The sequence below is a fragment of the Nocardiopsis sp. CNZ308 genome (assembly GCF_004217075.1).
Window position 1 is genome coordinate 1,566,226 of record NZ_SHKJ01000001.1, and the last position, 24,895, is coordinate 1,591,120.

20 protein-coding genes and 1 riboswitch are annotated in these 24,895 nt (G+C 73.1%); of the genes, 13 read left to right on the forward strand and 7 right to left on the reverse strand.

Translation table 11 applies throughout. The features are described 5' to 3' along the window. Positions 1-4: 4 nt before the first annotated feature. Positions 5-823 (forward strand): HAD family hydrolase, encoded by an 819-nt coding sequence (locus EV372_RS06700; protein WP_130395287.1) that lies wholly within the window; start codon positions 5-7, stop codon positions 821-823. Positions 824-984: 161 nt separating this feature from the next. Beyond that, on the forward strand, positions 985-1,479 hold the full coding sequence (locus tag EV372_RS06705; protein ID WP_130395288.1) for a DUF2087 domain-containing protein: 495 nt from the start codon (positions 985-987) through the stop codon (positions 1,477-1,479). Between the two features lie 34 nt (positions 1,480-1,513). On the opposite strand, the gene EV372_RS06710 is transcribed toward EV372_RS06705, so the two are convergent. Beyond that, complete coding sequence (locus EV372_RS06710; RefSeq protein WP_197044369.1) at positions 1,514-2,197, reverse strand: GntR family transcriptional regulator; 684 nt, start codon at positions 2,195-2,197, stop codon at positions 1,514-1,516. A gap of 67 nt (positions 2,198-2,264) precedes the next feature. Continuing rightward, positions 2,265-3,353, reverse strand: a complete 1,089-nt coding sequence (locus EV372_RS06715; RefSeq protein ID WP_197044494.1) for a molybdopterin-binding protein — start codon at positions 3,351-3,353, stop codon at positions 2,265-2,267. Between the two features lie 204 nt (positions 3,354-3,557). On the opposite strand from EV372_RS06715, the gene EV372_RS06720 reads away from it, so the two are divergent. The 5 genes from EV372_RS06720 to fdhD all read left to right on the forward strand — a co-directional run bounded on the left by EV372_RS06720 (position 3,558) and on the right by fdhD (position 10,747). Then, a complete protein-coding gene (locus tag EV372_RS06720) occupies positions 3,558-4,568 on the forward strand; it encodes a 2-dehydropantoate 2-reductase (protein ID WP_130395289.1) in 1,011 nt (336 codons plus the stop codon). 117 nt (positions 4,569-4,685) lie between these two features. Continuing rightward, positions 4,686-6,629, forward strand: coding sequence for a molybdopterin oxidoreductase family protein (locus EV372_RS06725; RefSeq protein ID WP_130395290.1), 1,944 nt, complete (start codon positions 4,686-4,688; stop codon positions 6,627-6,629). A 224-nt stretch (positions 6,630-6,853) separates the two neighbouring features. Beyond that, complete coding sequence (locus EV372_RS06730; RefSeq protein WP_130395291.1) at positions 6,854-8,824, forward strand: NAD(P)H-dependent oxidoreductase subunit E; 1,971 nt, start codon at positions 6,854-6,856, stop codon at positions 8,822-8,824. Continuing rightward, positions 8,821-9,762 (forward strand): 2Fe-2S iron-sulfur cluster-binding protein, encoded by a 942-nt coding sequence (locus EV372_RS06735; protein WP_013155116.1) that lies wholly within the window; start codon positions 8,821-8,823, stop codon positions 9,760-9,762. Before EV372_RS06730 ends, EV372_RS06735 begins: the two co-directional genes overlap by 4 nt. Before the next feature lie 103 nt (positions 9,763-9,865). Next, positions 9,866-10,747, forward strand: a complete 882-nt coding sequence (gene fdhD, locus EV372_RS06740; RefSeq protein WP_130395292.1) for a formate dehydrogenase accessory sulfurtransferase FdhD — start codon at positions 9,866-9,868, stop codon at positions 10,745-10,747. 174 nt (positions 10,748-10,921) lie between these two features. Here fdhD and EV372_RS06745 read toward each other — a convergent pair whose 3' ends face one another. From EV372_RS06745 to sucC, 3 genes are read right to left on the reverse strand one after another with little or no spacing between them, the layout of a single operon-like run. Further along, positions 10,922-12,469, reverse strand: coding sequence for an aldehyde dehydrogenase family protein (locus EV372_RS06745; protein WP_130395293.1), 1,548 nt, complete (start codon positions 12,467-12,469; stop codon positions 10,922-10,924). Then, positions 12,466-13,404: a succinate--CoA ligase subunit alpha gene (gene sucD, locus EV372_RS06750; protein WP_130395294.1), complete on the reverse strand. Its 939-nt coding sequence runs from the start codon at positions 13,402-13,404 to the stop codon at positions 12,466-12,468. The genes EV372_RS06745 and sucD overlap by 4 nt, the downstream gene beginning before the upstream one ends. Before the next feature lie 38 nt (positions 13,405-13,442). Beyond that, a complete protein-coding gene (gene sucC, locus EV372_RS06755; protein ID WP_130395295.1) occupies positions 13,443-14,630 on the reverse strand; it encodes an ADP-forming succinate--CoA ligase subunit beta in 1,188 nt (395 codons plus the stop codon). Between the two features lie 152 nt (positions 14,631-14,782). Here sucC and EV372_RS06760 point away from each other — a divergent pair, with 152 nt between their 5' ends. The 6 genes from EV372_RS06760 (at position 14,783) to EV372_RS06785 (ending at position 23,872) form a co-directional block, all read left to right on the forward strand. Further along, complete coding sequence (locus tag EV372_RS06760) at positions 14,783-16,198, forward strand: MFS transporter (protein WP_130395296.1); 1,416 nt, start codon at positions 14,783-14,785, stop codon at positions 16,196-16,198. 101 nt (positions 16,199-16,299) lie between these two features. Next, on the forward strand, positions 16,300-18,006 hold the full coding sequence (locus EV372_RS06765; protein ID WP_130395297.1) for a thiamine pyrophosphate-binding protein: 1,707 nt from the start codon (positions 16,300-16,302) through the stop codon (positions 18,004-18,006). A 23-nt stretch (positions 18,007-18,029) separates the two neighbouring features. Next, positions 18,030-19,259: a formyl-CoA transferase gene (gene frc / locus EV372_RS06770; RefSeq protein ID WP_130395298.1), complete on the forward strand. Its 1,230-nt coding sequence runs from the start codon at positions 18,030-18,032 to the stop codon at positions 19,257-19,259. A 4-nt stretch (positions 19,260-19,263) separates the two neighbouring features. Beyond that, positions 19,264-21,423: an acetate--CoA ligase family protein gene (locus EV372_RS06775; protein WP_130395299.1), complete on the forward strand. Its 2,160-nt coding sequence runs from the start codon at positions 19,264-19,266 to the stop codon at positions 21,421-21,423. 236 nt (positions 21,424-21,659) lie between these two features. Then, positions 21,660-23,258, forward strand: coding sequence for an Nramp family divalent metal transporter (locus EV372_RS06780; RefSeq protein ID WP_130395300.1), 1,599 nt, complete (start codon positions 21,660-21,662; stop codon positions 23,256-23,258). Beyond that, entirely contained in the window at positions 23,258-23,872 is a 615-nt protein-coding gene (locus EV372_RS06785) for a hypothetical protein (RefSeq protein ID WP_130395301.1), read from the forward strand. The genes EV372_RS06780 and EV372_RS06785 overlap by 1 nt, the downstream gene beginning before the upstream one ends. Positions 23,873-23,949: 77 nt before the next feature. On the opposite strand, the gene EV372_RS06790 is transcribed toward EV372_RS06785, so the two are convergent. Both EV372_RS06790 and EV372_RS06800 read right to left on the reverse strand, forming a co-directional pair. Continuing rightward, positions 23,950-24,081 (reverse strand): helix-turn-helix domain-containing protein, encoded by a 132-nt coding sequence (locus tag EV372_RS06790; protein WP_253795105.1) that lies wholly within the window; start codon positions 24,079-24,081, stop codon positions 23,950-23,952. 370 nt (positions 24,082-24,451) lie between these two features. Next, positions 24,452-24,766 (reverse strand): DMT family transporter, encoded by a 315-nt coding sequence (locus EV372_RS06800; RefSeq protein WP_130395302.1) that lies wholly within the window; start codon positions 24,764-24,766, stop codon positions 24,452-24,454. A gap of 36 nt (positions 24,767-24,802) precedes the next feature. Further along, a riboswitch (guanidine-III (ykkC-III) riboswitch) is annotated at positions 24,803-24,869 on the reverse strand. Between the last annotated feature and the right edge of the window lie 26 nt (positions 24,870-24,895).

Below are 24,895 nucleotides of genomic sequence, written 5' to 3' on the forward strand. Positions count from 1 at the left end.
CATAATGCCCACCATGGTCTTTCCCCGGGTTATCGCGACCGATCTCGACGGCACACTCCTGGACGCGGGAGGCCTGGTCTCCGAGCGCAACCGGCTGGCGCTGGTCGCCGCCGCGGAGGCGGGCGTCAGGGTGGTGGTCTCCACCGCGCGACCGCCGCGGACCACGCAGCACATCGCCGAGCAGCTCCCCTGCGCCGCCGTGCTCTGCGGCAACGGCTCCCTGGCCCACGTGCCCGGCGACGAACCGCTGGTACGCGCCATCTCCCCGGAGGCCGCCCGTTCGGTGGTCGAGAAGGTCAACGCGGAGCTGTCCGGAATCGGCTACGGCATCGAGACCGGCACCGACTTCTTCCACGACGCCGACTACCACCTGGAGCCGTGGCTGTCCGGCGAGTGGGTGCGCGAGGTGCTGGAGGACACCGAGACCCTGCTGAGGCGGGCCACCCCGATCACCAAGCTGCTCGTGCGCTCCCGCGGCATGCGGGTGGAGGAGCTGCACGAGACGGTCGCTGCGGCGGTCGGGTCGCTGGCGGAGGTGACCTACTCGGGCAGCTACAGCCTGCTGGAACTGAGCGCGCCGGGCGTGAACAAGGGCAGCACCCTCGCGATGGTCTGCGAGCGGTGGGGCGTGGCCGCCGAGGAGGTGGTGGCCTTCGGCGACATGCCCAACGACCTGGCCGCGCTGTCCTGGGCGGGCGGGGGGTACGCCATGGCCAGCGGGCACCCGGACCTGCTCGACCCGGCGCTGGGGCTGCGGGTGGCCCCGCCCAGCGACGAGGACGGTGTGGGCCGGGTGGTCGAGCAGCTGCTGGCCGAGCGCTGAACCGCGATGATCCTGTACTCGTAGCCGCTGTCGGCGCTCGGACCTCGCTGTGGGTACAAGATCACGGCGAGGGGAGCGGGCCCCGGGCTGAAAAACGCCTGGACCCGACCCGGGGCCGCCTCCTAGGGTCGCCCCACAGCTACCCGGAGAAGGGCTCACCGTTGCCGCACCCCACCCAGATCGTCTCTTCCCTGGCCGACCCCGACCGCCTGGCGCTCTACGCCCGTGTGGTCGGCGCGGGAGCCGGGGGGCTGCCCGCCGGGGAGGTCCGCGCGGACGGGCGGGGACGCAGGAACCTGGCCCGGCTCTCGGACTCGGGACTGGTGCGCGAGGACGACGGCCGCGTGGTGTGCGTGCCGGAGGTGTTCTCCGCCGCCCTGGAGGAGCACCGGCCCGCGCGCCGGGATCCGGTGGACGCGCTGTTCCACGACGGGCGGCTGAGCGCGCTGCCCGCCAGGCGCGAGCTGCGCGCGCGGGTGTTCGCGCGGATCACCGACCGGTTCTTCGCCCCCGGGGTGACCTACACCGAGAAGCAGGTGAACGCCGCCCTGCGGTCCTGCTGCGACGACCACTCGGCCATGCGCCGCCATCTCGTGGACGAGGGTTACCTGACCCGCGACGACGACGGCAGCGCGTACCGGGTCGTGGAGGCCTGAGCCGCCGCGGGTGAGGGGACGGACGCGGGGCGGCTCAGACCTCCACGCCGTCCACCTGCTCGTGGTAGGTGCGGCGGGTGCGCTCGGTGTGCTCGCTCATCAGCCGCAGCGCCGCGTCCGCGTCACGGCCCTCGATGACGTCGACGAGGGCGGAGTGCTCGTCCCAGGAGGCGGCGCCGCGGACGCGGGCGACCGGGGCGTAGTACCAGCGCACCCGCCGGTCGACCTGCGCGGCCAGCTCGGCGAGCACACGGTTGCCCGAGGCCTCGGTGACGGTGCGGTGGAAGTCGGCGTTGGCCTGGACGACCGCGTCGGTGTCGGCGCGGTCGGTGGCCGCCCGCCCGGCGGCGACCAGGTCGCGCAGCGTCCCGATCTGCTCCGTCGAGGCGTTCTGCGCGGCCAGGCGGGCCGACTCCGTCTCCAGCAGGGCGCGCACGGCCAGGAGCTGGTCGGCCTCGCTCTCGGTGGGGGTGTGCACGAACGCCCCGTACCCGGGCCGCAGGTCCACCCACCCCTCGTTGCTGAGCCGCTGCATCGCCTCGCGGACCGGCTGGCGCGAGACGCCGAGGGTCTGGGCCAGCTCCGTCTCCACCAGGTGCTGGCCGGGTGAGAGCGACCGGTTGGTGATCAGGTCGAGGATGGCCTCGTACACGGCTTCACGCAGCGGCACGGGGCGCTGGACCCGTCCCGCGACGGCGTTCAACCCCTGTGGGGACATAGGGCGGCTCCATCCCGATGCGTGGGCTTTGTAGACAGTGTACAAAAGGCGGCGGCCGCGTGTGTCCTCACGGCAGCTCCACGAGTTCGACGCGCCCCGTCCGGCGGCCGGGCGGCACGACCGCGAGGGCGTCGGCGACGGCGGCGGCGCGCAGGTCGGCCGAACCGGTGCCGGGCAGTTCCACCGCCAGGTCGCGGCTGACGCGCACCGGCACCAGGCGGGTGTCGGTCGGGTGCGGCTGGGTCGGCCCGATGAGCCGGACCCGTCGGCCGAGGTGGGCGGGGTCGCGCCGGTCCGCGCGACCGGCGAGCACCGGGACGAGCAGGGTGAGCGCGGCGGCCAGCGCGGCGCCGGGGTTGCCCGGCAGTCCGACGACCACGGTTCCCGAGGGCAGCACGGCCAGCACCTGCGGGTGCCCCGGGCGGCAGGCCACCCCGTCGACGACCATCCGCGCGCCGAGCCCGGCGAGCACCGGGCGCAGGTGGTCGGCGGGCCCGGCCGAGGAGGAGCCGCAGACCGCGACGACCTCGGCGGGCGGGACCCCCTCCAGGGCGCGGGCCGTGTCCCGGCCGCGGTCGGCGACCGCCAGCGCGGGCAGGCAGCGCCCTCCGGCCCAGGCGACCAGGCCGGGGAGCAGCGGACCGATCGCGTCGCGCACGGTGCCCGGGCGCGGTCTCCCCTCGCGCACGACCTCGTCCCCGGTGACCAGGACGCGCACCGCGGGGCGGACCACGGGCAGCGCGTCCAGGCCCAGACTCGCGGCCAGGCCCAGCAGGGCGGGGGTGACGGGGCTGCCCCGGCGCGCGGCCAGCGCCCCGGCGGGGGTGGTCTCGCCCTTGCGGCGGATGTGCCTGCCGGTCTCGGCCGCGCCGCGCACGCGCCCGGAGGACGCCGTCGCCCGCTCCCAGGGGAGGACGGCGGTGGTGCCCTCCGGCACGACGGCGCCCGTGGCTACCTCCACCGCCTCCCCCGGGTTCAGGCGGACGACGGGACCCCGCCGCCCGGCGAGCGAGCGGCCGAGGACGGTCCAGGGGCCCTCGCCGGCCACCGCGTACCCGTCCATGGCCGCGCTGTCCAGCACCGGGACGTCGACCGCCGAGACGAGGTCGGCGCCGAGGGTGGCACCGAGGGCGCCGTCGAGCGGCTCCTCGGCCATGGGCTGTCCACCCTCGGCGCCGGTCACCCGCGCCAGCTCCCGCGCCTTGGTCCAGGGCAGCGGTGCGCGCGGGCGGCTTTTTCCGTGAAGAAGCGGAGAAGTTTCCGGGGCAACCGGGTCGGGCATTCCTTCTCTCCCTGTCGTCGGGTGAAGAACGCTGCCCTGAAGCATACTGTATACAGTATTTTATGGAAAGGAGTCCTCATGCGAATCGCCGTACTCGGCGCCGGAGCGATCGGCGCCTACGCGGGAGCCGCGCTGCACAGGGGCGGGGCCGACGTGCACCTCATCGCGCGCGGCGAGCACCTGCGGGCCCTGCGCGAGCGGGGAGTCCGGGTCCTCAGCCCGCGCGGGGACTTCGACGCGCACCCCCACGCCACCGACGACCCCACCGAGGTCGGGCCCGTGGACGCCGTCATCCTCGGCCTGAAGGCCCAGCACTACGCGGCCTGCGGCCCGCTGCTGCGCCCCCTGTTGGGCCCCTCCACCATGGTCGTCGCCGCCCAGAACGGCATCCCCTGGTGGTACTTCCACGGGATCGAGGGGCCCCTGGCCGGGCACCGGATCGAGAGCGTGGACCCCGGCGGCGCGGTCAGCCGGACGATCCCGGTCGAGCGCGCCGTGGGCTGCGTGGTCTACGCGGCCACGGAGATCGCCGGACCCGGCGTGATCCGGCACATCGAGGGGACCCGGTTCTCCATCGGCGAGCCGGACCGCTCCTCCTCCCGGCGCTGCCGCGAGCTCCAGGCCGCGATGGAGGCGGGCGGGCTCAAGTGTCCGATCGAGCAGGACCTGCGCGAGGACATCTGGGTGAAGCTGATGGGCAACATCGTCTTCAACCCGCTGAGCGCGCTGAGCCGCTCCACCATGGTGCAGATCTGCCGCAACCGCCCGACCAGGGAGCTGGCCCGCACCATGATGGCCGAGACCCTGGACGTGGCCGCGCGGCTGGGTGTGCGCCCCGCCGTCTCCATCGACCGGCGCCTGGCCGGGGCCGAGCGCGCCGGCGACCACCGCACCTCGACCCTGCACGACCTGGAGCGCGGCCGCCCCATGGAACTGGACGTCATCCTGTCCGCCGTGGTGGAGCTGGCCGACCTGACCGGCGCCCCCGCCCCCGCTCTCCGGGCGGTGGACGCCGTCGCGGGACTGCTCAACGCCCGGATGCTCGACGCGCCCGCCCCCACGCCCGCGGCGCCCTCCGTCGCCGCCTAGCGCGTCAGCGCACCCTTGACCCTTGCCCTCACCGTCTCAATACTGTATGCAGTATCCGCACAATATCGCCGCCCAGCGGCCCGGACGAATCCGGCCACGAACACCATGCGAGGCCACATGCGATCCGACGAACCCTCCGCACCCCTCACCCGACTCACCCAACCCCTCGTCCGTGACGGCGGCGAGCTGCGCCCGGCCTCCTGGGAGGAGGCCCTGGACCGCGCGGCCGCCGGGTTCCGGCGCGGGGTGGCCGAGCACGGTCCCGACTCCTTCGGCATGCTCTCCTGCGCCCGTGCCACCAACGAGATGAACTTCATGGCGCAGAAGTTCACCCGCGTCGTCGTCGGCACCAACAACGTCGACTCGTGCAACCGCACCTGCCACGCGCCCAGCGTCGCGGGGCTGGCCGCGGCCTTCGGCTCGGGCGGGGGCACCTCCTCCTACACCGAGATCGAGGACACCGACCTCATCGTGATCTGGGGCGGCAACCCGCGCTTCGCCCACCCGATCTTCTTCCAGCACGTGCTCAAGGCCGTGCGGCGCGGGGCGCGCCTGTTCGTCGTGGACCCCCGGCGCACCCCCACCGCCGAGTGGGCCGACCGCTGGCTGGGCCTGAACGTGGGCACCGACATCCCCCTGGCGCACGCCATCGGCCGCGAGATCCTGCACGCCGGACTGGCCAACGACACCTTCGTCCAGCGCGCCACCACCGGCCTGGAGGAGTACCGGGCGCTGGTCGAACCGTGGACGCTGGCCGCCGCCGAGGCCGAGACCGGCGTGCCCGCCGAGGCCATCCGCGAGCTGGCGCACGCCTACGCCCGCGCCGAGCGCGCACAGATGTGCTGGACGCTGGGCATCACCGAGCACCACAACGCCACCGACAACGTCCGTTCGCTGATCAACCTGTCGCTGCTCACCGGGCACGTGGGGCGGTACGGGTCCGGACTCAACCCGCTGCGCGGCCAGAACAACGTGCAGGGCGGCGGCGACATGGGCGCCATCCCCGACCGGCTGGTCGGGTTCCAGGACATCCTGGACGCCCGGGTGCGCGCGCCCTTCGAGGCCGCCTGGGGACGCGAGATCCAGCCCGTCAAGGGCCTGAACCTGACCCAGATGTTCGAGGCGATGGACGAGCGCGAGCTCAGGACCCTCTACGTGATCGGGGAGAACCCCGTCCAGTCCGAGCCCGAGACGCACAAGACCACCCGCCGCCTGCGCGGCCTGGACCACCTGGTCGTGCAGGACATCTTCCTGACCCGCACCGCCGAACTGGCCGACGTGGTGCTCCCGGCCAGCGCGTCCTGGTGCGAGTCCGACGGCACCTTCACCAACAGCGAGCGCCGCGTGCAGCTGGTGCGCAGGGCTCTCGACCCGCCGGAGGGCGCCCGCGACGACATCGAGATCATGTGCGACCTGGCCACCCGGCTGGGCCACGACTGGACGCGGCCCTCGGCCGAGGAGATCTGGGACGAGGTCCGCTCGCTCTCCCCCATGCACCGGGGCATGAGCTACGCGCGCCTGGCCGAGCTGCACGGCATCCAGTGGCCGTGCTACTCCGAGGACACCGTGGAGCCGAGCTACCTGCACGCGCGGCTGTGGTCGGAGGACCCGGCCGAGCGCGGCGAACCCGCGCCGTTCGGCATCGTGGGCCACTCGCCGCCGGTGGACCTGCTGGACGAGGACTTCCCCTTCCGCCTGACCACCGGCCGACGGCTGGACGACTACAACACCGGCGTGCAGACCAGCGGGTTCTCCTCGCCGCTGCGCCGGGGCGAGCTGCTGGACCTGTCCCCCGAGGACGCGGCCAAGCTCGGCGTCGCCGACGGGGAGACGGTCCGGGTCACCTCCCGGCGGGGCTCGGTGCTGGTCCCGGTCTCGGTCACCGAGGCCATGCGGCCAGGCCTGGTGTTCATGACCTTCCACTTCCCCGACCAGGTGGACACCCAGCTGCTGACCATCGACGCCACGGACCCCATCGCGGGGACCGCGGAGTACAAGGCCGCCGCCGTGCGGATCGAACGGGTGGAGCGGTCCGCCCGTCAGACCGCCGCCGCGAGCTGAGGGAGGGAAAGAGGGAGGGCCGTGCCGTCGCCCCAGCCCCCTGCGGCGGCGGCACGGCCCGTCATGCCAGGTCAGCGCCCTGCGGTCGCGGTCCGAACACTCGGACGCATCCTTACGCGATCTTACCGCTTACAGGGGTTGTCAACCTGAACACCGCCATCATACTGTTCTCTGTATACAGAATCCTGTGATCTGGATTACACTCGATATGAGGTGACCACGGCGTGGACCTGCGATTCCTGGACGAGACGCCCACCACCGCCGAACGCGAGGCCGTCGAGAGCGTGCTCGGGCCGCCCGAGTCCGGCTGGGACGGCGGCGCCCGCCAGGACGCCGACCTGCGCTACGCGCGGGGCGGCCACTCCGCCCGCGACCGGCGCGACCTTCTCCTTCCGGCCCTGCACGCGGTGAACGACCGCGTGGGCTGGATCAGCCGCCCCGCCCTCGACCACATCTGCCGCAGGCTGACCGTCCCCCCGGCGGAGGCCTACGCCGTCGCCTCCTTCTACGCGATGTTCGCCCTGCACCGCAGGCCCCGCCGGGTCGTGCACCTGTGCACCGACATCGCCTGCGCGGCCGCGGGATCGGACCGGATGCGCGCCCGGCTGACCGAGCGCCTCGGCCCGCCCGGCGGCCACGACGGGGAGGCGGCCTGGCACGAGAGCCCGTGCCTGGGCATGTGCGAGCGCGCCCCCGCGGCCCTGGCCCTGGAGGCGGGCGCCCCCGCCCGGTACGCCGTCGCCGCCCCCGCCACGCCCGAGGCTCTGGACGCCATGGCCGCGCGGGCCCTGCCCGAGACCGGGGCGCCGAAGACCAACGGCCACCGGCCCTCCACCACCTTCGGCGCGGACCCGCTGCCCGGGTCCGCGCCCGAGCCCGACCCCGCGGCGGCCGTGCCCGACGCGGGCTCGCCCGACCACGTGCTGCTGCGCCGGATCGGCACCGTCGATCCCCTGAGCCTGGACGACTACCGCGCTGCGGGCGGGTACGCCGCGCTGCGCCAGGCGCTGCGCCTGGGCCCCGCCGGTGTCATCCGGGAGGTCTCCGACTCCGGTCTCGTGGGCCGGGGCGGGGCCGCCTTCCCGACCGGGCGCAAGTGGCAGGCCACCGCCCAGCAGCCGGACGGCCCGCACTACCTGGTGTGCAACGCCGACGAGAGCGAGCCCGGCACCTTCAAGGACCGGGTCCTGATGGAGGGCGACCCGTTCTCCGTCGTCGAGGCGATGACCATCGCGGGGTACGCCGTGGGCGCGCGGACCGGCTACCTCTACATCCGGGGCGAGTACCCCCGGGCGCTGCGCCACCTGGAGAACGCCATCGCCCTGGCCCGCGGGCGGGGCCTGCTCGGCCCGGACATCCTGGGCTCGGGTTTCGCCTTCGACATCGAGATCCGGCGCGGCGCGGGCGCCTACATCTGCGGCGAGGAGACCGCGATCTTCGGCTCCATCGAGGGGCAGCGGGGCGAGCCGCGCAGCAAACCGCCCTTCCCCGTGGAGAAGGGGCTGTTCGGCAAGCCCACCGCCGTGAACAACGTCGAGACGCTGGTCAACGTGCTGCCCGTCCTGCTGATGGGCGGCCCGGCCTACGCCGCCGTGGGCACCGGCCAGTCCACCGGCCCCAAGCTGTTCTGCCTGTCGGGCGGCGTGCGCCGCCCGGGGCTGTACGAGCTGCCCTTCGGCGCCACCCTGCGCGACCTGATCGAGGCGGCCGGGGGGATGCCCGAGGGGCGCACCATCCAGGCGGTCCTGCTCGGCGGCGCGGCCGGGACCTTCGTGCGCGGGGACGAGCTGGACATCCCGCTGACCTTCGAGGGGGCCCGCGCGGCGGGCACGTCCCTGGGCTCGGGGGTGGTGCTGGTCCTGGACGACACCGCCGACCTGGTCGCGACGCTGGTCCGGGTGGCGGCCTTCTTCCGCGACGAGTCCTGCGGCCAGTGCGTGCCCTGCCGGGTGGGCACCGTGCGCCAGGAGGAGTCGCTGCTGCGGATCAGGTCCGGGGGCGACGCCGCCGCCGAGGTGCCCCTGCTGCGCGAGGTCGGCCTGGCGATGCGCGACGCCTCGATCTGCGGCCTGGGGCAGACCGCGTGGAACGCCGTGGAGTCGGCCATCGACCGGCTCGGCCTGTTCGACGCGACCGACGACACCCACCAGAGCACCGGCCCGGGCACCCGGGCGGCTACCGAGGAGGCCCGATGACCGTCCCCGTACTCCTGGCCCCGCCCAAGCGGCTGATCGACGCGACCATCGACGGGCGCACCGTGCGCGTCCCGGAGGGCACCACCATCCTGGAGGCCTGCGCCGGGGAGGGGACCGAGATCCCCACCCTGTGCTACGGCGACACCCTCACCCCCCGCAACGCCTGCCGGGTGTGCGTGGTGGAGGTGGAGGGCGCGCGCACGCTCGCCCCCGCCTGCTCGCGCAAGCTGGAGCCCGGCATGAGCGTGGCCACGGACTCCGAGCGGGTGCGGCACAGCCGCAAGATGGTCCTGGAGCTGCTCGGCTCCTCCGTGGACCTGTCCACCACGCCCAAGGTGGACGGGTGGATGGAGCGCTACGAGGCCGAGCCCGGACGGTTCGGCCCGCGCGCCGAGGCCGCGGCGCTGGGCGTGCGCGACGCCCGCCACGCGGGCGACCACGAGCCCGGCGACGGCGCGGTCGCGGAGACGGTCGAGCAGCCCGCCAAGGTGGACAACGACCTGTACGTACGCGACTACTCCAAGTGCATCATGTGCTACAAGTGCGTGGACGCCTGCGGCGACCAGTGGCAGAACACCTTCGCCATCGGGGTGGCCGGGCGCGGCTTCGACGCCCGCGTCTCCACCGAGCACGACGTCACGCTGCCCGACTCCGCCTGCGTGTACTGCGGGAACTGCATCGAGGTGTGCCCCACCGGCGCCCTGTCCTTCCGCACCGAGTTCGACATGCGCGAGGCGGGCACCTGGGACGAGGAGGCGCAGACCGAGACCACCACGGTGTGCACCTACTGCGGGGTCGGCTGCAACGTTACGCTGCACGTGCAGGAGAACGAGATCGTCAAGGTCACCTCGCCGCACGACAACCCGGTGACCCACGGGAACCTGTGCATCAAGGGCCGGTTCGGCTTCCAGCACGTACAGCGGCGCGGCGGCGGCTGACCCCCCGCGGGCCCGCTCACGGGCGGGCCCACCTCCGGGGATGAGAAACCGGGCGAAATCAGATAGAACCGGGACAGAGGTACACCGGAAGGCGGTGGAACGGATGGGACGGGTCACGGTCCGGGAGAAGGTGCTCCGGATCAGGGACGGGTCCGCGACCGAGCGCGTGGACACGCTGGTCGTCGAGGAGCCCCTGGAGATCAGGCTGGACGGGGACCCGCTGAGCGTCACCATGCGCACCCCCGGCAACGACTTCGACCTGGCCGCGGGGTTCCTGGTGAGCGAGGGCGTGGTCTCCCGGGGCGAGGAGGTCACCGCGATCCGCTACTGCGCCGGGGCCACCGAGGACGGGTCGAACACCTACAACGTGCTCGACGTGTCCCTGGCCCCGGGGGTCCCCCGCCCCGACACCTCCCTGGAGCGCAACTTCTACACCTCCTCCTCGTGCGGCCTGTGCGGCAAGGCGAGCCTGGACGCCGTGCGCACCCAGGCCGCGTGGCGGGTGGACGGGGACGGGCTGCGCATCGAGGCCGAGACCCTGACCTCGCTGCCCGACCGGCTGCGCGAGGCCCAGCGGGTGTTCGAGCGCACCGGCGCCCTGCACGCCGCCGGCCTGTTCACCGCCGACGGCGAGCTGCTGGCCCTGCGCGAGGACGTGGGCCGCCACAACGCGGTGGACAAGCTGGTCGGCTGGGCGCTGCGCTCGGACCGGCTCCCGCTGCGCGAGACGGTGCTGATGGTCTCGGGGCGGGCCTCCTTCGAGCTGGTCCAGAAGGCGTGGATGGCCGGCATCCCGATGATGGCCGCCGTCTCCGCGCCCTCGTCCCTGGCCGTCGACCTCGCCGCCGAGGCGGGCATCACCCTGGTCGGCTTCCTCCGGGGAACCTCCATGAACGTCTACGCCGGACGGCACCGGATCCTCCTGAAGAAGGCGCACACCGCGCCTTCGGCGGCCACGGGAGGCGTCCGCGGTCCGGGTCGGTAGACGCGGGAGCGGCCGGTGCGCTCCAGCCCCCTGCACCGACCGCTCCCGACATCCGGTCCTCCCTTGAGAGGACCCCGCCCAGGCTTCCCCGAAGGCCCTCCCGCTCCCCGGGAGGGCCGCTTCGCGGTGTCGGCTCCGGGGGCGTCCGGTTCCGCACGCCCCCGGAGGCGCTGCCTAGACGCGTCCCTCGGGGCGCAGGGTGTAGTGCGGGAAGTTGCCGGGCAGGCGCTCGGCCGCGGGTCCCCTCGTGACCGCGTGGACCAGCAGCTCGCCGCCGACGAAGGCGCCCCGCCAGGAGTCGCCCCAGCCGCCGAACAGCTCCTCGCGGTCCCCGCGCGAGCGCGGCCGGTTGACGCCGACCTTGAAGGCCCGCACCCCGGCGGCCAGGCGCGCGGCCGTGTCGGTGTCGTCGCACGAGACCGTGGCGACCAGGGCGCCGTTGCTGGCGTTCATGGCGGCCAGCAGCTCGGCCTCGGTGTCCACCAGCACGATCGAGTCGACCGGGCCGAAGGGCTCGGCGTGGAAGAGCGGCGAGGAGCGCGGCGGCTCCAGGAGGGCCACGGGGGCCACGTAGGCGTCGGTGTTCTGGCCCGGCAGCAGGAGGGCGTCCTCCAGCCCGCCGCGGTACAGCGGCACGGCCCCGCCCGCGACGGCCTCGGCCACCCGGTCGGTCAGCTCCTTGGCCTTGGCCGCGTTGATCACCGGGCCGAAGTCCAGCTCGGGCGGGTCGTCGGCGGCCGACTCCACGGCCAGGGGGTGGCCGAAGCGCACGGACCGGACCGCCGTGAGGTAGGCGTCGAGGAAGGCGTCGAAGCGGGAGCGCTGCACGACGAACCGGGGGTAGGCGGTGCAGCGCTGCTTGGCGTAGTCGAAGGTTTTGCGGATCTGCCCGGAGAGGGTCTCCCAGTCCCCGAACTCCCACACGCCCCAGCAGTTGAGCCCCTCCTGCTCCAGGACGTGCGGCCGCCCCAGGTCGGCGAGGTCGGCCGCCACCCGGCCGCCGGTGTCCCGGCCGCCCACGAAGGACACGCAGCCGATCTCGGGCCCGCGCACCAGCGCCGGGGAGAGGTCGCTGCCGCCTCCGCTGACCAGCGTGAACGGCAGGCCCTCGCGGACCGCCAGGGCCACGGCCAGGGTCAGGCAGACCAGCCCGCCGTCGGTGGGGGTCTTGGCGATCACGCCGTTGCCCGCCAGCGCCTGGACGCACATCGCGTGCGCCAGCACGCTCATCGGGTAGTTCCAGCTCGCGATGTTGCTGACCGGGCCGTCCAGGGGCAGGCGGCCCTCCAGCATGGGCTCGACGCCGTCCAGGTACCACTCGACCCCCGAGATCGCCCGGTCCACGTCCTGGCGGGCCAGCCGCCAGGGCTTGCCGATCTCCCAGACCAGGGCCAGGGCGAGGGTGTCGCGGTGCCGCTCCCAGGACCGGACCGCGGCGCGCACCCGCTCCCGGCGCTCGGCCAGGGGCAGCGCGCTCCAGCGGCGGTGGTCCTCGGCCGCCCCGGCGACCGCGCGGGCCGCGGTGGCGCCGTCGAGCATGGGCGGGCCCGCGATCTCCGAGCCGTCCACGGGCGAGTACGCGGTCCGGGGCTCTCCGTCGGCGCGCCACCGGCCGCCCCAGTGGTTGTGCGTCCGGTCGGGTCCGAAGGCCTCGGGGGCCTCCTCGCGGCAGCGGGTGTACAGGGTCGCCCAGTCGGTGCCGGGCTTGAGCATCGCCGTCATCGCGCCGTGGGCGCCGCCTCGGAGAGGGCGCCCGCCTCCTCTCCGAGGGGAGCCCCGGCCAGGACGGCGCGCACCATCCGGGCCGCTTCGCTGGGGGTGGTGCCGACCTTGACGCCGACGGCCTCCAGCGCTTCCTTCTTCGCCGCGGCCGTGCCCGAGGAACCCGACACGATCGCGCCCGCGTGCCCCATCGTCTTGCCCTCCGGAGCGGTGAAGCCCGCCACGTACCCCACCACGGGCTTGGTCACGTTGTCGCGGATGAACTCCGCCGCACGCTCCTCGGCGTCGCCGCCGATCTCACCGATCATCACGATCACGTCGGTGTCCGCATCGGCCTCGAACGCCGCCAGCGCGTCGATGTGCGTGGTCCCGATGATCGGGTCCCCGCCGATACCCACCGCCGAGGAGAAACCGATGTCGCGCAGCTCGTACATCATCTGGTAGGTCAGCGTCCCGGACTTGGACACCAGCCCGATCCGACCCGGCTTGGTGATGTCGGCCGGAATGATGCCCGCGTTCGACTGACCCGGCGTGATCAGCCCAGGGCAGTTGGGGCCGATGATGCGGGTCTTGCCGCCCTTGGCCTTGGCGTGGGCCCAGAACGCGGCGGTGTCGTGCACCGGAATGCCCTCGGTGATGACCACGGCCAGCCCGATCTCGGCGTCGATGGCCTCGAAGACCGCCTCGCGCGAGAACTTGGGCGGCACGAAGATGACGGTGACGTCGGCGCCGGTGGCGGCCATGCCCTCGGCCACCGAGCCGAAGACGGGCACCTCGGTGCCGTCGAAGTCGACCTTCTGGCCGGCCTTGCGGGGGTTGACCCCGCCCACGATGGTGGTGCCCGAGGCGAGCATGCGCCGGGTGTGCTTGGTGCCCTCAGAGCCCGTCATGCCCTGCACCAGGACTCTGCTGTCGCTGTTCACGAAGATGGCCATGTGTGTTCGTCACTCCCGTCGAGGGTGTCCGGCCGCTGTCAGTTGGCGGCCGCGAGCTCGGCGGCCCGGGCGGCGGCGCCGTCCATGGTGTCCACCTGCTGCACGGCCGGGTGGGCCCGCTTGGTGAGGATCTCGCGGCCCAGCTCGGCGTTGTTGCCGTCCAGACGCACGACCAGCGGCTTGCCGAGCTGGTCGAAGCCCTCGTCTCCGCTGCGGCCCTCCAGCATGTCCAGGGCCCGGACGATGCCTTCGGCCACCGCGTCGCAGGCGGTGATGCCGCCGAAGACGTTGACCAGGACGCTCCTGACCGAGGGATCGCCCAGGATGATCTCCAGGCCGTTGGCCATGACCTCGGCCGAGGCCCCGCCGCCGATGTCCAGGAAGTTGGCCGGTCGCACCCCGCCGTGCGCCCCGCCCGCGTGGGCGACCACGTCCAGGGTGGACATGACCAGACCCGCGCCGTTGCCGATGACGCCGACCTCGCCGTCGAGCCTGACGTAGTTCAGGCCCCTGGCCCTGGCCATGCGCTCGCGCTCGTCGGTGTCGGCGCCGTCGGTGAACGGGGTCCGCTCGGGGTGGCGGAAGGCGGCGTTGCCGTCCAGGGTGACCTTGCCGTCCAGGGCGATGATCCGCCCGTCGGCCGTGCGGACCAGGGGGTTGACCTCGACGAGGGTGGCGTCCTCCCCGACCGCGACCTGCCAGAGCCGGGTGACCACCTGGGCCGCGCAGTCGCGCACCTCCTCGGGCAGCCCGGCCGCGCGGCAGATCGCGAGGGCGGCCCCGTGGTCCACGCCCTCGGGGCCGACCGGGGTGCGCACGACCGCCTCGGGCCGGGTCCGGGCGACCTCCTCGATGTCCATGCCGCCCTCGGCGGAGCAGATGGACAGGAAGGTGCGGTTCGCGCGGTCCAGCAGGAAGGAGAAGTAGTACTCCTCCGCGATGTCGGAGGCCTCCTCGACCAGGACACGGTGGACCGTGTGGCCCTTGATGTCCATGCCGAGGATCTGCTCGGCCCTGGCCTGGGCGTCCTCGGGGCCCTCCGCGACCTTGACCCCGCCGGCCTTGCCGCGACCACCGGTCTTGACCTGCGCCTTGACCACCACCCGGTGGCCGATCCGTCCGGCCGCCAGCCGGGCCTGTTCGGGGGTGTCCGCGATCTCGCCCTCGACGAGGGGGACGCCGTACTCCCCGAAGAGCTGTTTGGCCTCGTACTCGTACAGATCCACCGGGCCTCCTCACGTGCGTGGTTCTCGGTCACCTCCAGTGTTACGCCATACTGTATGCAGTATGCAATAGCCCTTCGGGCAGAAATGTGTTCCCGGTCACCCCTTTCCAGAACGACATGCTCTTTGCATACTGCATACAAGGAGGTGTCGTCATGCGCAGCCGCCCGGCCCCCGATCCGTCCCCCTCCACCCCCTCCTCCTCCCACCCCCTCCCGGAGGAGGTGCGCGACTGGCGCGGCAGGAGCTACGCGGTGGGCCCCTCGGCCCGCGCGCTCACCGGCCGTTCCCGCCGCGCGATCCTGCTCCGCGCGCTGACCGCCGCGGCGGCGGTCGGCGGACTCCAGTTCGGCTACGGCGCCGCGGTCCCCTCGCTGGTGGCCGCGCACGGCTGGTCCCCCGCCCAGGCGCTGGTCCCCTTCCTGGTGTGGACCCTGGTGCAGGGCGCCTGCGCACCGGCGCTGCACCGGCTCCGGGCCCGGGGAGCGGTGCGGGCCGGACCGGCCGTCCAGGCGGGCGCGCTGCTGTGCGCCGCCGCCCTGGTCGCCCTCGGCGTCTTCCCGTCGCTCCCCGCCGCCGTCCTGGGCTACGGCCTCCTGGGCGGCCTGGGCGCGGGGCTGGTCTACCACTCCTGCACCCACCTGGTGGACGGCTGGTTCCCGGACCGGCGCACCGTGCGCTCGGGCGCCGTGGGCGGCGCCTTCGCCCTGGGCTGGGTGCCCCTCCTGCCCGCCGTCGCGGTCGGCGTCTCCCCCTCCGCCCTGCCCGTCGCCTGCGGGGCGCTCGCCCTGCTGGTCGCGGTCCTGGGGCTGGTGGGCGGCGCGGGGCAGCGCCCTGCCCCGCCCCGGTGGTGGCCGCCCGGCTCCGACCCGCGCGCGAGCGCGCTGCTGGCGGGCGCCGACCCGCCGTGGGCCCGCGACCTCACCCCGGCCCAGGCGTGGTCCTCCGGCCGCTCCCTGCCGCTCCTGCACGCGGTGGTCGCACTGTCCGGGGCGAGCGCGCTGTCCACCCTCGCCGTGCTGCCCGTCCTCCTGGCGGACGGCGGCCACCCGGGCGCGGCGGCCGCCCTGGCCGTGACGGCCTTCGCCGCGGGCAGCGGCCTGGGACGGCTGGCCGCGGGCACCGCGGCCGAGCGGGCCGGCCGCAGGCGCACCCTCACCGCGCTGCTGGGGGCGGGGGCGCTCGCCCAGGCGGGGCTGGCCGCCGCCGTCCCGACCGGGCAGAGCGCCGCGCTGGTGCTCCTCGCGCTGGCGGCGGGCGCGTGCACCGGCTCGTGCTACCCGCTGACCCGGGCGATCACCGAGGGCCACTTCGGGCCGCGCTGGACAGCCGACATCCACGGCCTGGTCTACAGCTCCAAGGCGGTCGGGGGCCTGCTCGGGGTCGGCGGGGCCGCGCTGTTCCTGGCCCTGGCGCCGGCCTCCGCGTGGCCCGCGGGCCCGGCCGCGTCCGGCGTGCTCTGCGGCGCGGCGGCCGTTCTGGCGGCCCTGCTCAGGCGCCCGCTTCCGGTCCGGACCACACCCGCCCCACACGGGGTCTGGACAGCGACGCGGCACCGTGCTCCAATGTGATGCACACGGTATACAGTATCCCGCCTACAGAAGACGGTCGCACCACACAAGCCACCGCAGGACACATCCCGCACACCCGCACGAAAGGGGTCGGCGTACCGATGGCCGACAAGGCAACCAGCGAGTCCACCAGCAGCGAGAAGACCACGATCTCCGGCGGCCACCTGGTCGCCAAGGCCCTCAAAGCCGAGGGGATCGACGTCATCTTCACGCTCTGCGGCGGACACATCATCGACATCTACGACGGATGCGCCGACGAGGGCATCGACGTGGTCGACGTGCGACACGAGCAGGTCGCCGCGCACGCCGCCGACGGCTACGCCCGCGTCACCGGCAAACCCGGGTGCGCCGTCGTGACCGCCGGACCGGGGACCACCGACGCGGTCACCGGTATCGCCAACGCCTACCGCGCGGAGAGCCCGATGCTGGTCATCGGCGGCCAGGGCGCCCTGAGCCAGCACAAGATGGGCTCGCTCCAGGACCTTCCGCACGTGGACATGATCAACCCGATCTCCAAGTTCGCCGCCACCGTGCCCCACACCGAGCGGGTCGCCGACCTGGTCTCGATGGCCTTCCGCGAGGCCAACAGCGGCGCCCCCGGCCCGGCCTTCCTGGAGATCCCCCGGGACGTCCTGGACGCCGAGGTGCCCGTGGAGCGGGCGCGCGTCCCCGCCAAGGGCCGCTACCGCGCCTCCACCCGGCAGGCGGGCGACCCCGCCGCGATCGAGCGGCTCGCCGACCTGATCGTGCGCTCCGAGAAGCCCAGCATCCTGCTCGGCAACCAGGTGTGGACCACCCGGGCCACGCAGTCCGCCACCGACCTGGTGCGCGCGCTCAACATCCCCGCCTACATGAACGGCGCGGGCCGGGGCACCCTGCCGCCCGGGGACCCGCACCACTTCCAGCTCTCCCGGCGCTACGCCTTCACCAACTCCGACCTGATCATCATCGTCGGCACCCCCTTCGACTTCCGGATGGGCTACGGCAAGCGCCTCTCGCCCACCGCCACGGTGGTGCAGATCGACCTCAACTACGCCACCGTCGGCAAGAACCGCGACGTGGACCTGGGGCTGGTCGGGGACGCCGACGTGATCCTGTCCTCGGTGCTCCAGGCGACCTCGGCCTACGGGGACAACGGCGCCCAGAGCCGCAAGACCTGGCTGGAGGAGCTGCGCACCCAGGAGCAGGCCGCGCTGGACAAGCGCGCGCACCTGCTCACCTCCGACTCCACGCCCATCCACCCCTACCGGCTGGTCAGCGAGATCAACCAGTTCCTCACCGAGGACTCCATCTACGTCGGCGACGGCGGCGACATCGTCACCTTCTCCGGCCAGGTGGTCCAGCCCAAGTCGCCGGGCCACTGGATGGACCCCGGGCCCCTCGGCACGCTGGGCGTGGGCGTCCCGTTCGTGATGGCGGCCAAGTACGCCCGCCCGGACAAGGAGGTGGTGGCCCTCTTCGGCGACGGCGCGTTCAGCCTGACCGGCTGGGACTTCGAGACCCTGGTCCGGTTCGACCTGCCCTTCGTCGGCATCGTGGGCAACAACTCCTCGATGAACCAGATCCGCTACGGCCAGATCGCCAAGTACGGCGCGGACCGGGGCGAGATCGGCAACACCCTGGGCGACGTCAACTACGCCGAGTTCGCCCGGATGCTGGGCGGCCACGGCGAGGATGTCCGGGACCCGGCCGACATCGCCCCGGCGCTGCGCCGCGCCCGCGAGTCCGGCAAGCCCTCGCTGATCAACGTCTGGATCGACCCCGAGGTCTACGCCCCGGGAACGATGAACCAGACCATGTACAAGTAGCCCTGACCAGGAAGGAGAGAGTCATGGGCAAGGCACTCGACGGGGTCCGCGTCCTGGACATGACCCACGTCCAGTCGGGCCCGTCGGCGACGCAGATACTCGCCTGGATGGGCGCCGACGTGGTCAAGGTGGAGGCGGTCACGGGTGACATCACCCGGCGCCAGCTCCGGGACAAGCCCGGTGTGGACAGCCTCTACTTCACGATGCTCAACTCCAACAAGCGCAGCGTCACCCTCAACACCAAGAACCCCAGGGGCAAGGAGATCTTCCTGGACCTGGTGCGCCGCAGCGACGTGCTGGTGGAGAACTTCGCCCCCGGCGCGCTGGACCGCATGGGCTTCACCTGGGAGGTGCTCGCCGAGGCCAACCCTCGGCTGGTCTACGCCTCCATCAAGGGGTTCGGCCCCGGCGCCTACGCCGACTTCAAGGCCTACGAGGTGATCGCCCAGGCGATGGGCGGCTCCATGAGCACCACCGGGTTCGAGGACGGCCCGCCGCTGGCGACGGGCGCCCAGATCGGTGACTCGGGCACGGGGATGCATACAGTAGCCGGTATCCTCGCCGCTCTGTACCAGCGCACCACCACCGGCCGGGGCCAGCGCGTCCAGGTCGCCATGCAGGACGCGGTGCTCAACCTGTGCCGGGTCAAGCTGCGCGACCAGCAGCGCCTGGCGCACGGACCGCTGGCGGAGTACCCCAACGACGACTTCGGCGACGAGGTCCCCCGCTCCGGCAACGCCTCCGGCGGCGGCCAGCCCGGCTGGGCCGTGCGCACCTCCCCCGGCGGCCCCAACGACTACGTGTACGTCATCGTCCAGCCCACCGGCTGGGAGCCCATCACACGGCTCATCGGCCGCCCCGAGCTGGCGGAGGATCCCGAGTGGGCCACCCCCGAGGCCCGGCTGGACAAGCTCGACAAGATGTTCGCCCTCATCGAGGAGTGGGCCAGCCAACTCCCCAAGTGGGACGTGCTGGCCGCGCTGAACGCGCACAACATCCCCTGCGGGCCGATCATGTCCACCCGCGAGATCATCGACGACCCCACCCTGCGGGCCAACGGGGTCGTCACCACCGTCGAGCACCCCGAGCGGGGCTCCTACGACACGGTCTCCTCGCCGATCCGGCTCTCGGACTCACCGGTGGACGTCGTCCGCTCCCCGCTGCTCGGCGAGCACAACGCCGAGGTCTACGGCGGAGAGCTGGGGCTGTCCGACGAGGACCTGGCCGAACTCGCATCGAACGGAGTGATCTGAACACATGGCCGCCTACACCCCCGACCGCCCCGACCACGACCGCGCCGCGGTCCGCGAGGTGCTCGACCGCGCCAGGGCCGAGGGCAGGACCGCCCTGACCGCCCCCGAGGGCCGCGTCCTCGCCGACGCCTACGGCATCCCCGTCCCGGGCGAGGCCCTGGCGCACTCCGCCGAGGAGGCCGCCGAACTGGCCGGTGAGCTCGGCCTGCCGGTCGTGGCCAAGATCGTCTCCCCCGACATCCTGCACAAGACCGACGCGGGCGGCGTCGAGGTCGGCCTGGACAGCGCCGAGAAGGTCGCCGAGGCCTACCACCGCATCACCGCCAACGCCCTGGCCCACACCCCGGGGGCGCGTATCGACGGGGTCCAGATCCAGCAGCAGGTCGGCGGCGGGCCGGAGGTCGAGGTCCTCGTCGGCGCGACCACCGACCCCACCTTCGGCAAGATCGTGGTCTTCGGGCTGGGCGGCGTCCTGGTCGAGGTGCTGCGCGACGTCACCTTCCGGATGGCCCCGGTCTCCCGTGAGGAGGCGCTGACCCAGATCGACGACATCCGCGCGGCCGAGATCCTGCGCGGCGTGCGCGGCCGCCCCGGCGTGGACCGGGAGCGGCTGGCCGACGTGGTCAGCAGGCTGTCGGACCTGGTCACCGACTTCCCCGAGATCGCCGAGGCCGACCTCAACCCGGTCTTCGCCGGACCGGCCACCGCCGTGGCCGCGGACCTGCGCTTCGTCCTGGACTTCGCGCCGCCCGAGCCGCCCGCGCGGTTCGAACGCGACGAGATCCTCGCCGCGATGAACCGGGTCTTCAAGCCGCGGTCGATCGCGATCGTCGGCGCCTCCAACGAGCCCGGCAAGATCGGCCACTCCGTCATCAAGAACATCGTCGACGGCGGGTACGCGGGCGAGGTCTACCCGGTCAACCCCAAGTCCCCCGAGGTGTACGGCCGCACGGCCTACGCCAGCGTCCTCGACATCCCCGGCGAGGTCGACGTGGCGGTCTTCGCGATCCCCGCCAAGTTCGTGGCGGGCGCGCTGGAGGAGGTCGGCGCGAAGGGGGCCGCCGCGGCGGTCCTCATCCCCTCCGGGTTCGCCGAGACCGGCGAGCAGGAGCTCCAGGACGAGGTGCTCGCCGTCGCCCGCAGACACGGCGTGCGCCTGCTCGGCCCCAACATCTACGGCTACTACTACACGCCCGAGAAGCTGTCGGCGACCTTCTGCACCCCCTACGACGTCAGAGGCGGCACCGCCCTGACCTCGCAGTCGGGCGGGATCGGCATGGCCATCCTCGGCTACAGCCGCAGCACGAGCACCGGCGTCTCGGCCATCGTCGGCGTCGGCAACAAGGCCGACATCGACGAGGACGACCTGCTCACCTTCTTCGGCCAGGACGAGAACACCAACGCCGTCGCCATGCACCTGGAGGACCTCAAGGACGGACGCGCCTTCGTCGAGGCCGCCCGCGAGGTCGTGCCGCACAAGCCCGTCATCGTGCTCAAGGCCGGGCGCACCGACGCCGGGGCGCGCGCGGCCGGGTCGCACACCGGCGCGCTGGCGGGCGACGACAAGGTCTACGACGACATCCTGCGCCAGGCGGGCGTGGTCCGGGCCCCCGGGCTCAACGAGCTGCTGGAGTTCGGCCGCGCGCTGCCGGTCCTGCCCACCCCCAAGGGAGAGAACGTCGTCATCATCACCGGCGCGGGCGGATCGGGCGTGCTGCTCTCCGACGCGGTGGTGGACAACGGGATGAGCCTCTACGAGATCCCGCCGGACCTGGACGCCTCGTTCCGGGCCTTCATCCCGCCCTTCGGCGCCGCCGGGAACCCGGTGGACATCACCGGCGGCGAGCCGCCCTCCACCTACGAGGCCACGATCCGCCTGGGCCTGGAGGACGAGCGGGTGCACGCGCTCATCCTGGGCTACTGGCACACCATCATCACGCCGCCGATGGTCTTCGCGAAGGTGGTCGCCGACGTGGTGGCCGAGGCCAGGGCCGAGGGGATCGACAAGCCCGTGGTCGCCTCGCTCTCGGGTGACACCGAGGTCGAGGAGGCCTCGCGGTACCTGTTCGACCACGGCGTCGTGGCCTTCCCCTACACCACCGAGAAGCCCGTGCAGATTCTCGGCGCGAAGTATCGCTGGGCCCGCGCCGCGGGACTACTCTGACCCAGTGCCCGGTCGGTGCTCCGGCCCCGACCGGGCCCCGTACCAACGCGCACCACCCCTGAACCCGGCGGCCACGGAGCCGCCGCCACACGGCCGCCGGGTCCCCCACCGCGCGACGCAGCCACTACGTCGCGGTGACCTCGCCCGTGCGTCCGGCAGAGAGGAGTCCGCACCATCCGGGGGCGCCATGCCAGCAAGCAGCTCGCATCCGCACAGCCCACAGGGAGTTCCCAGCCATGGATTCCTCACGCCCCGAGACCGGCGGCACGCCCGAACCGGTCCGCCAGTCCCCCACCGACGCACAACCACCCTTCGTCCCCGCCCAGAGGCAGGCCGCTCCCCCCGAGGCCGAGGCCGCCTCCGGCACGGCCGCCCCCGGCGGCGCTCCGCCCGAGGAGCGCGTGTGGAAGGCGGGCCGGCTGGAGCCGATGCCCATCCGCCCCCTGCCCAAGGCGCCGCCCTCGATCCACATCCTGGGCCCCACCGTGTTCCTCGTCGCCCTCGGCGTGGGCATGGGCGAGTCCTACATGTGGCCGAGGCTGGTCCTCGTCTTCGGCCCCGAGATCCGCTGGCTGTTCCTGGTCGGCGTCACCCTCCAGGCCGTGGTCATGCTGGAGATGTCGCGCTACGCGATGGCCACCGGGGAGAGCATCTTCTACGGCGCCGCGCGCGTGTTCAAACCGCTCATGTGGTTCTTCTTCATCACGGCGATGCTGGTCTACATCTGGCCGGGCCACCTCTCGGCGGGCGCCTCCGCCTTCGAACGGGTGACCGGCATCCCCTGGCAGGCCACGGCGGTCGCCGGGATGCTCCTCGTCGGTGTGGTGTTCACACTGGCCAAGGTCATCTACAACCTGCTGGAGAACGTGCTGTCGATCTGCATCGGCATGCTGGTGGTCGGCAGCGCCGTGATCGCGGCCATCGTGGGCGACCTGTCCGACCTGACCTCCACCCTCACCGGGATGTTCGCGTTCGGCTACCTGCCGGAGGAGGCCACCACGGCCCTGTGGTTCCCCGTGATCGTGGGCTCCATCGCCTTCGCCGGGCCCTCGGGCATGCAGCAGATGTGGTACACCCTGCACCTGCGCGACAAGGGCGCCGGGATGGGCTCGCACATCCCCCAGATCCGGGGCCTGCGGCACGCGGGCGACCAGGAGGCCATGCCCACGCGCGGCTTCATGTTCGACACCTCCGACGCCTCGGAGATGGAGAAGTGGAAGGGCTGGCGGCGCTGGGTCACCTTCGACGCGATGGTCCTGTTCTGGGGCATCACGATGCTGGTGACGATCTCCTTCACCGTGCTGGCCCAGGCCTCGGCCCGCTTCGACCCGAACGTGACCGACCTGCTGCGCGACGGCGACCGCGACGCCGCCCTGGACGCCATGGCGGCCTCCTTCTCGGCGGCAGGGAGCCCGGTCCTGGGCACGGTGTTCTTCTGCTTCATCGCGCTCATCGGCCTCAACGCCACGCTGGGGCTGTTCGACTCCTTCTCGCGCGGCCAGGCCGACATGACCTTCAACTTCGTGCCGGGCGCCAAGAAGGTCGGCATGTCGAGGCTGTACGCCCTCTTCCTGTGGGGCCTGATCGCCTTCGGCATCGTCATCCTGCTCTTCGGCCCCGCCGACGGCCCGGCGGCGATCCTGGACGTGCTGGCCTTCCTGTCGGCGTTCGCGATGGGCGCCTACTGCGTGGTGCTGCTGCTGGTCAACAACCTCACCCTGCCCAAGCCGATCCGGCCGGGCATCCTCTCCAACGCCGTCATCGCCTTCGCGGCGGTGTTCTACCTCGGCGCCCTGTTCTACTCGCTGTTCGCCTTCGGGGTCGTGATCGACTGATGGGCGCTCGGGAAGTCCTCCCCACCGGGAGGCCCGTGCTCGACCACGTGGAGATCACGCTGCCGGGCGCGCTGATCGGCCTGGTGGCCGGTCTGTTCGCCACGGCCGTGGCGGTGATGGCCGGGCTGTCCCCGGCGGTCACCCTCGCCCTCGCGGCCGGACTGGGGGTACCCCTGGCCCTGTTCGGCGCCGGGTACTGCGTGCTGCTGGCGCGCGGTGTCTTCCAGGTCGGGGCGGTGGCGCCCATGGCGCTGTACTGGCTGGTGGGGTTCCCCGTCTCGCGGCTGATCGACTCCTACGCCGTGGCGTGGGCGCTGGGCGACGACACCGTGCTGGGGGAGCCGCTCCTGTCCTTCCTGGCCCTCCAGGCGATGCTGAGCCTGGGGTTCACGATCGGCTTCCTGTGGCTCCACGAGCGGATCGCACCGCACTGGCTGCTCCGCGTCCGGGGCCACAACCCCGTGGCGGCGTCCCTGGTCGAACGCTATCTGGAGCACGCCGTCCACCTCGACCGGCGGCGGGGCGGCCCCCGCCGGGGCACCCCCGGGCCCCGTCCTAGCCGCCGCGACCCGCTCGGTCCAGGGCATCCGCGCAGCACCGCCGCTCCCCCGTAACGGCGTAGGGGCCGGACACCGCACGGTGTCCGGCCCCCGCCGCGCGCTGGCGGGACCGGGCGGACGCGGGTCCGCGCTCAGGAGGCGGCGGCCCGCGCGGACCCGTGCGTCCTGCGGTAGGCGGACGGCGTCGTCCCGACCTCCCTCTTGAAGACGGCGCGGAAGTTCGCGGCGCTGCCGAACCCGGTCGCCCCGGCGATCCTCTCCACCGACCAGTCCGAGGTCTCCAGCAGGCGGCGCGCGCCCAGGACCCGTTGCAGGACGCTACGGCCGCCCCGACCCCCAGGTCGCGAGCACCCTGGTCGCCGTCTCCCGGCTGGCCTTCCCCGAACTGCTGGTCGAGATCAGCTTCACCGCCCGTGTGGGGGAAGCGACGGTGAACGGTTCGCGTCTCGGGGATTGACGCGTCCGCCCCCTTTTTCCGCCGCGTGACGGGAGGAAAAGGGGGCGCGGCACAAAGAAACGGGAAAACGACGGGGGGAGGGCGTACCGGCGCCGTTCGCCGCCCGCCTTTCCCCTGTCCGGAACAGCGGAAGGGCGCGTCCCCCTCCTGAGGGGCGGACGCGCCCGGGTCGGGTCCTAGTGCAGGAGCTTGAGCCCCACCACGCCCGAGACGATGAGCACGAGGCACAACAGCTTGGTCCAGGCGAAGCCCTCACCCAGGAAGAACATGCCCACCAGCGCGGTGCCGACGGCGCCGATGGCCACCCAGACCGCGTAGCCGGTCCCGACCGGGATGGTGCGCAGCGCGTAGGCCAGACCGGCCATGCTCAGGAACAGGGTGACCCCGAAGGTCACCGACGGCCACAGGCGGGTGAAGCCCTTCGAGGCGCTGAGCGAGAGGGCCCACGCGGTCTCCAGGAACCCCGAGACCACCAGAACGATCCAGGCCATGATGCCTACCTCCGTGACGTGTGACGTGCGCTGTCCAACGCGCCGTCTTGTCGTCACCGGGTACGGCGCACCTCGTCCGGGGTATCGCGGAACGCGCCGACGCGGACGCCCGCGGCGGCGGTGATGGTG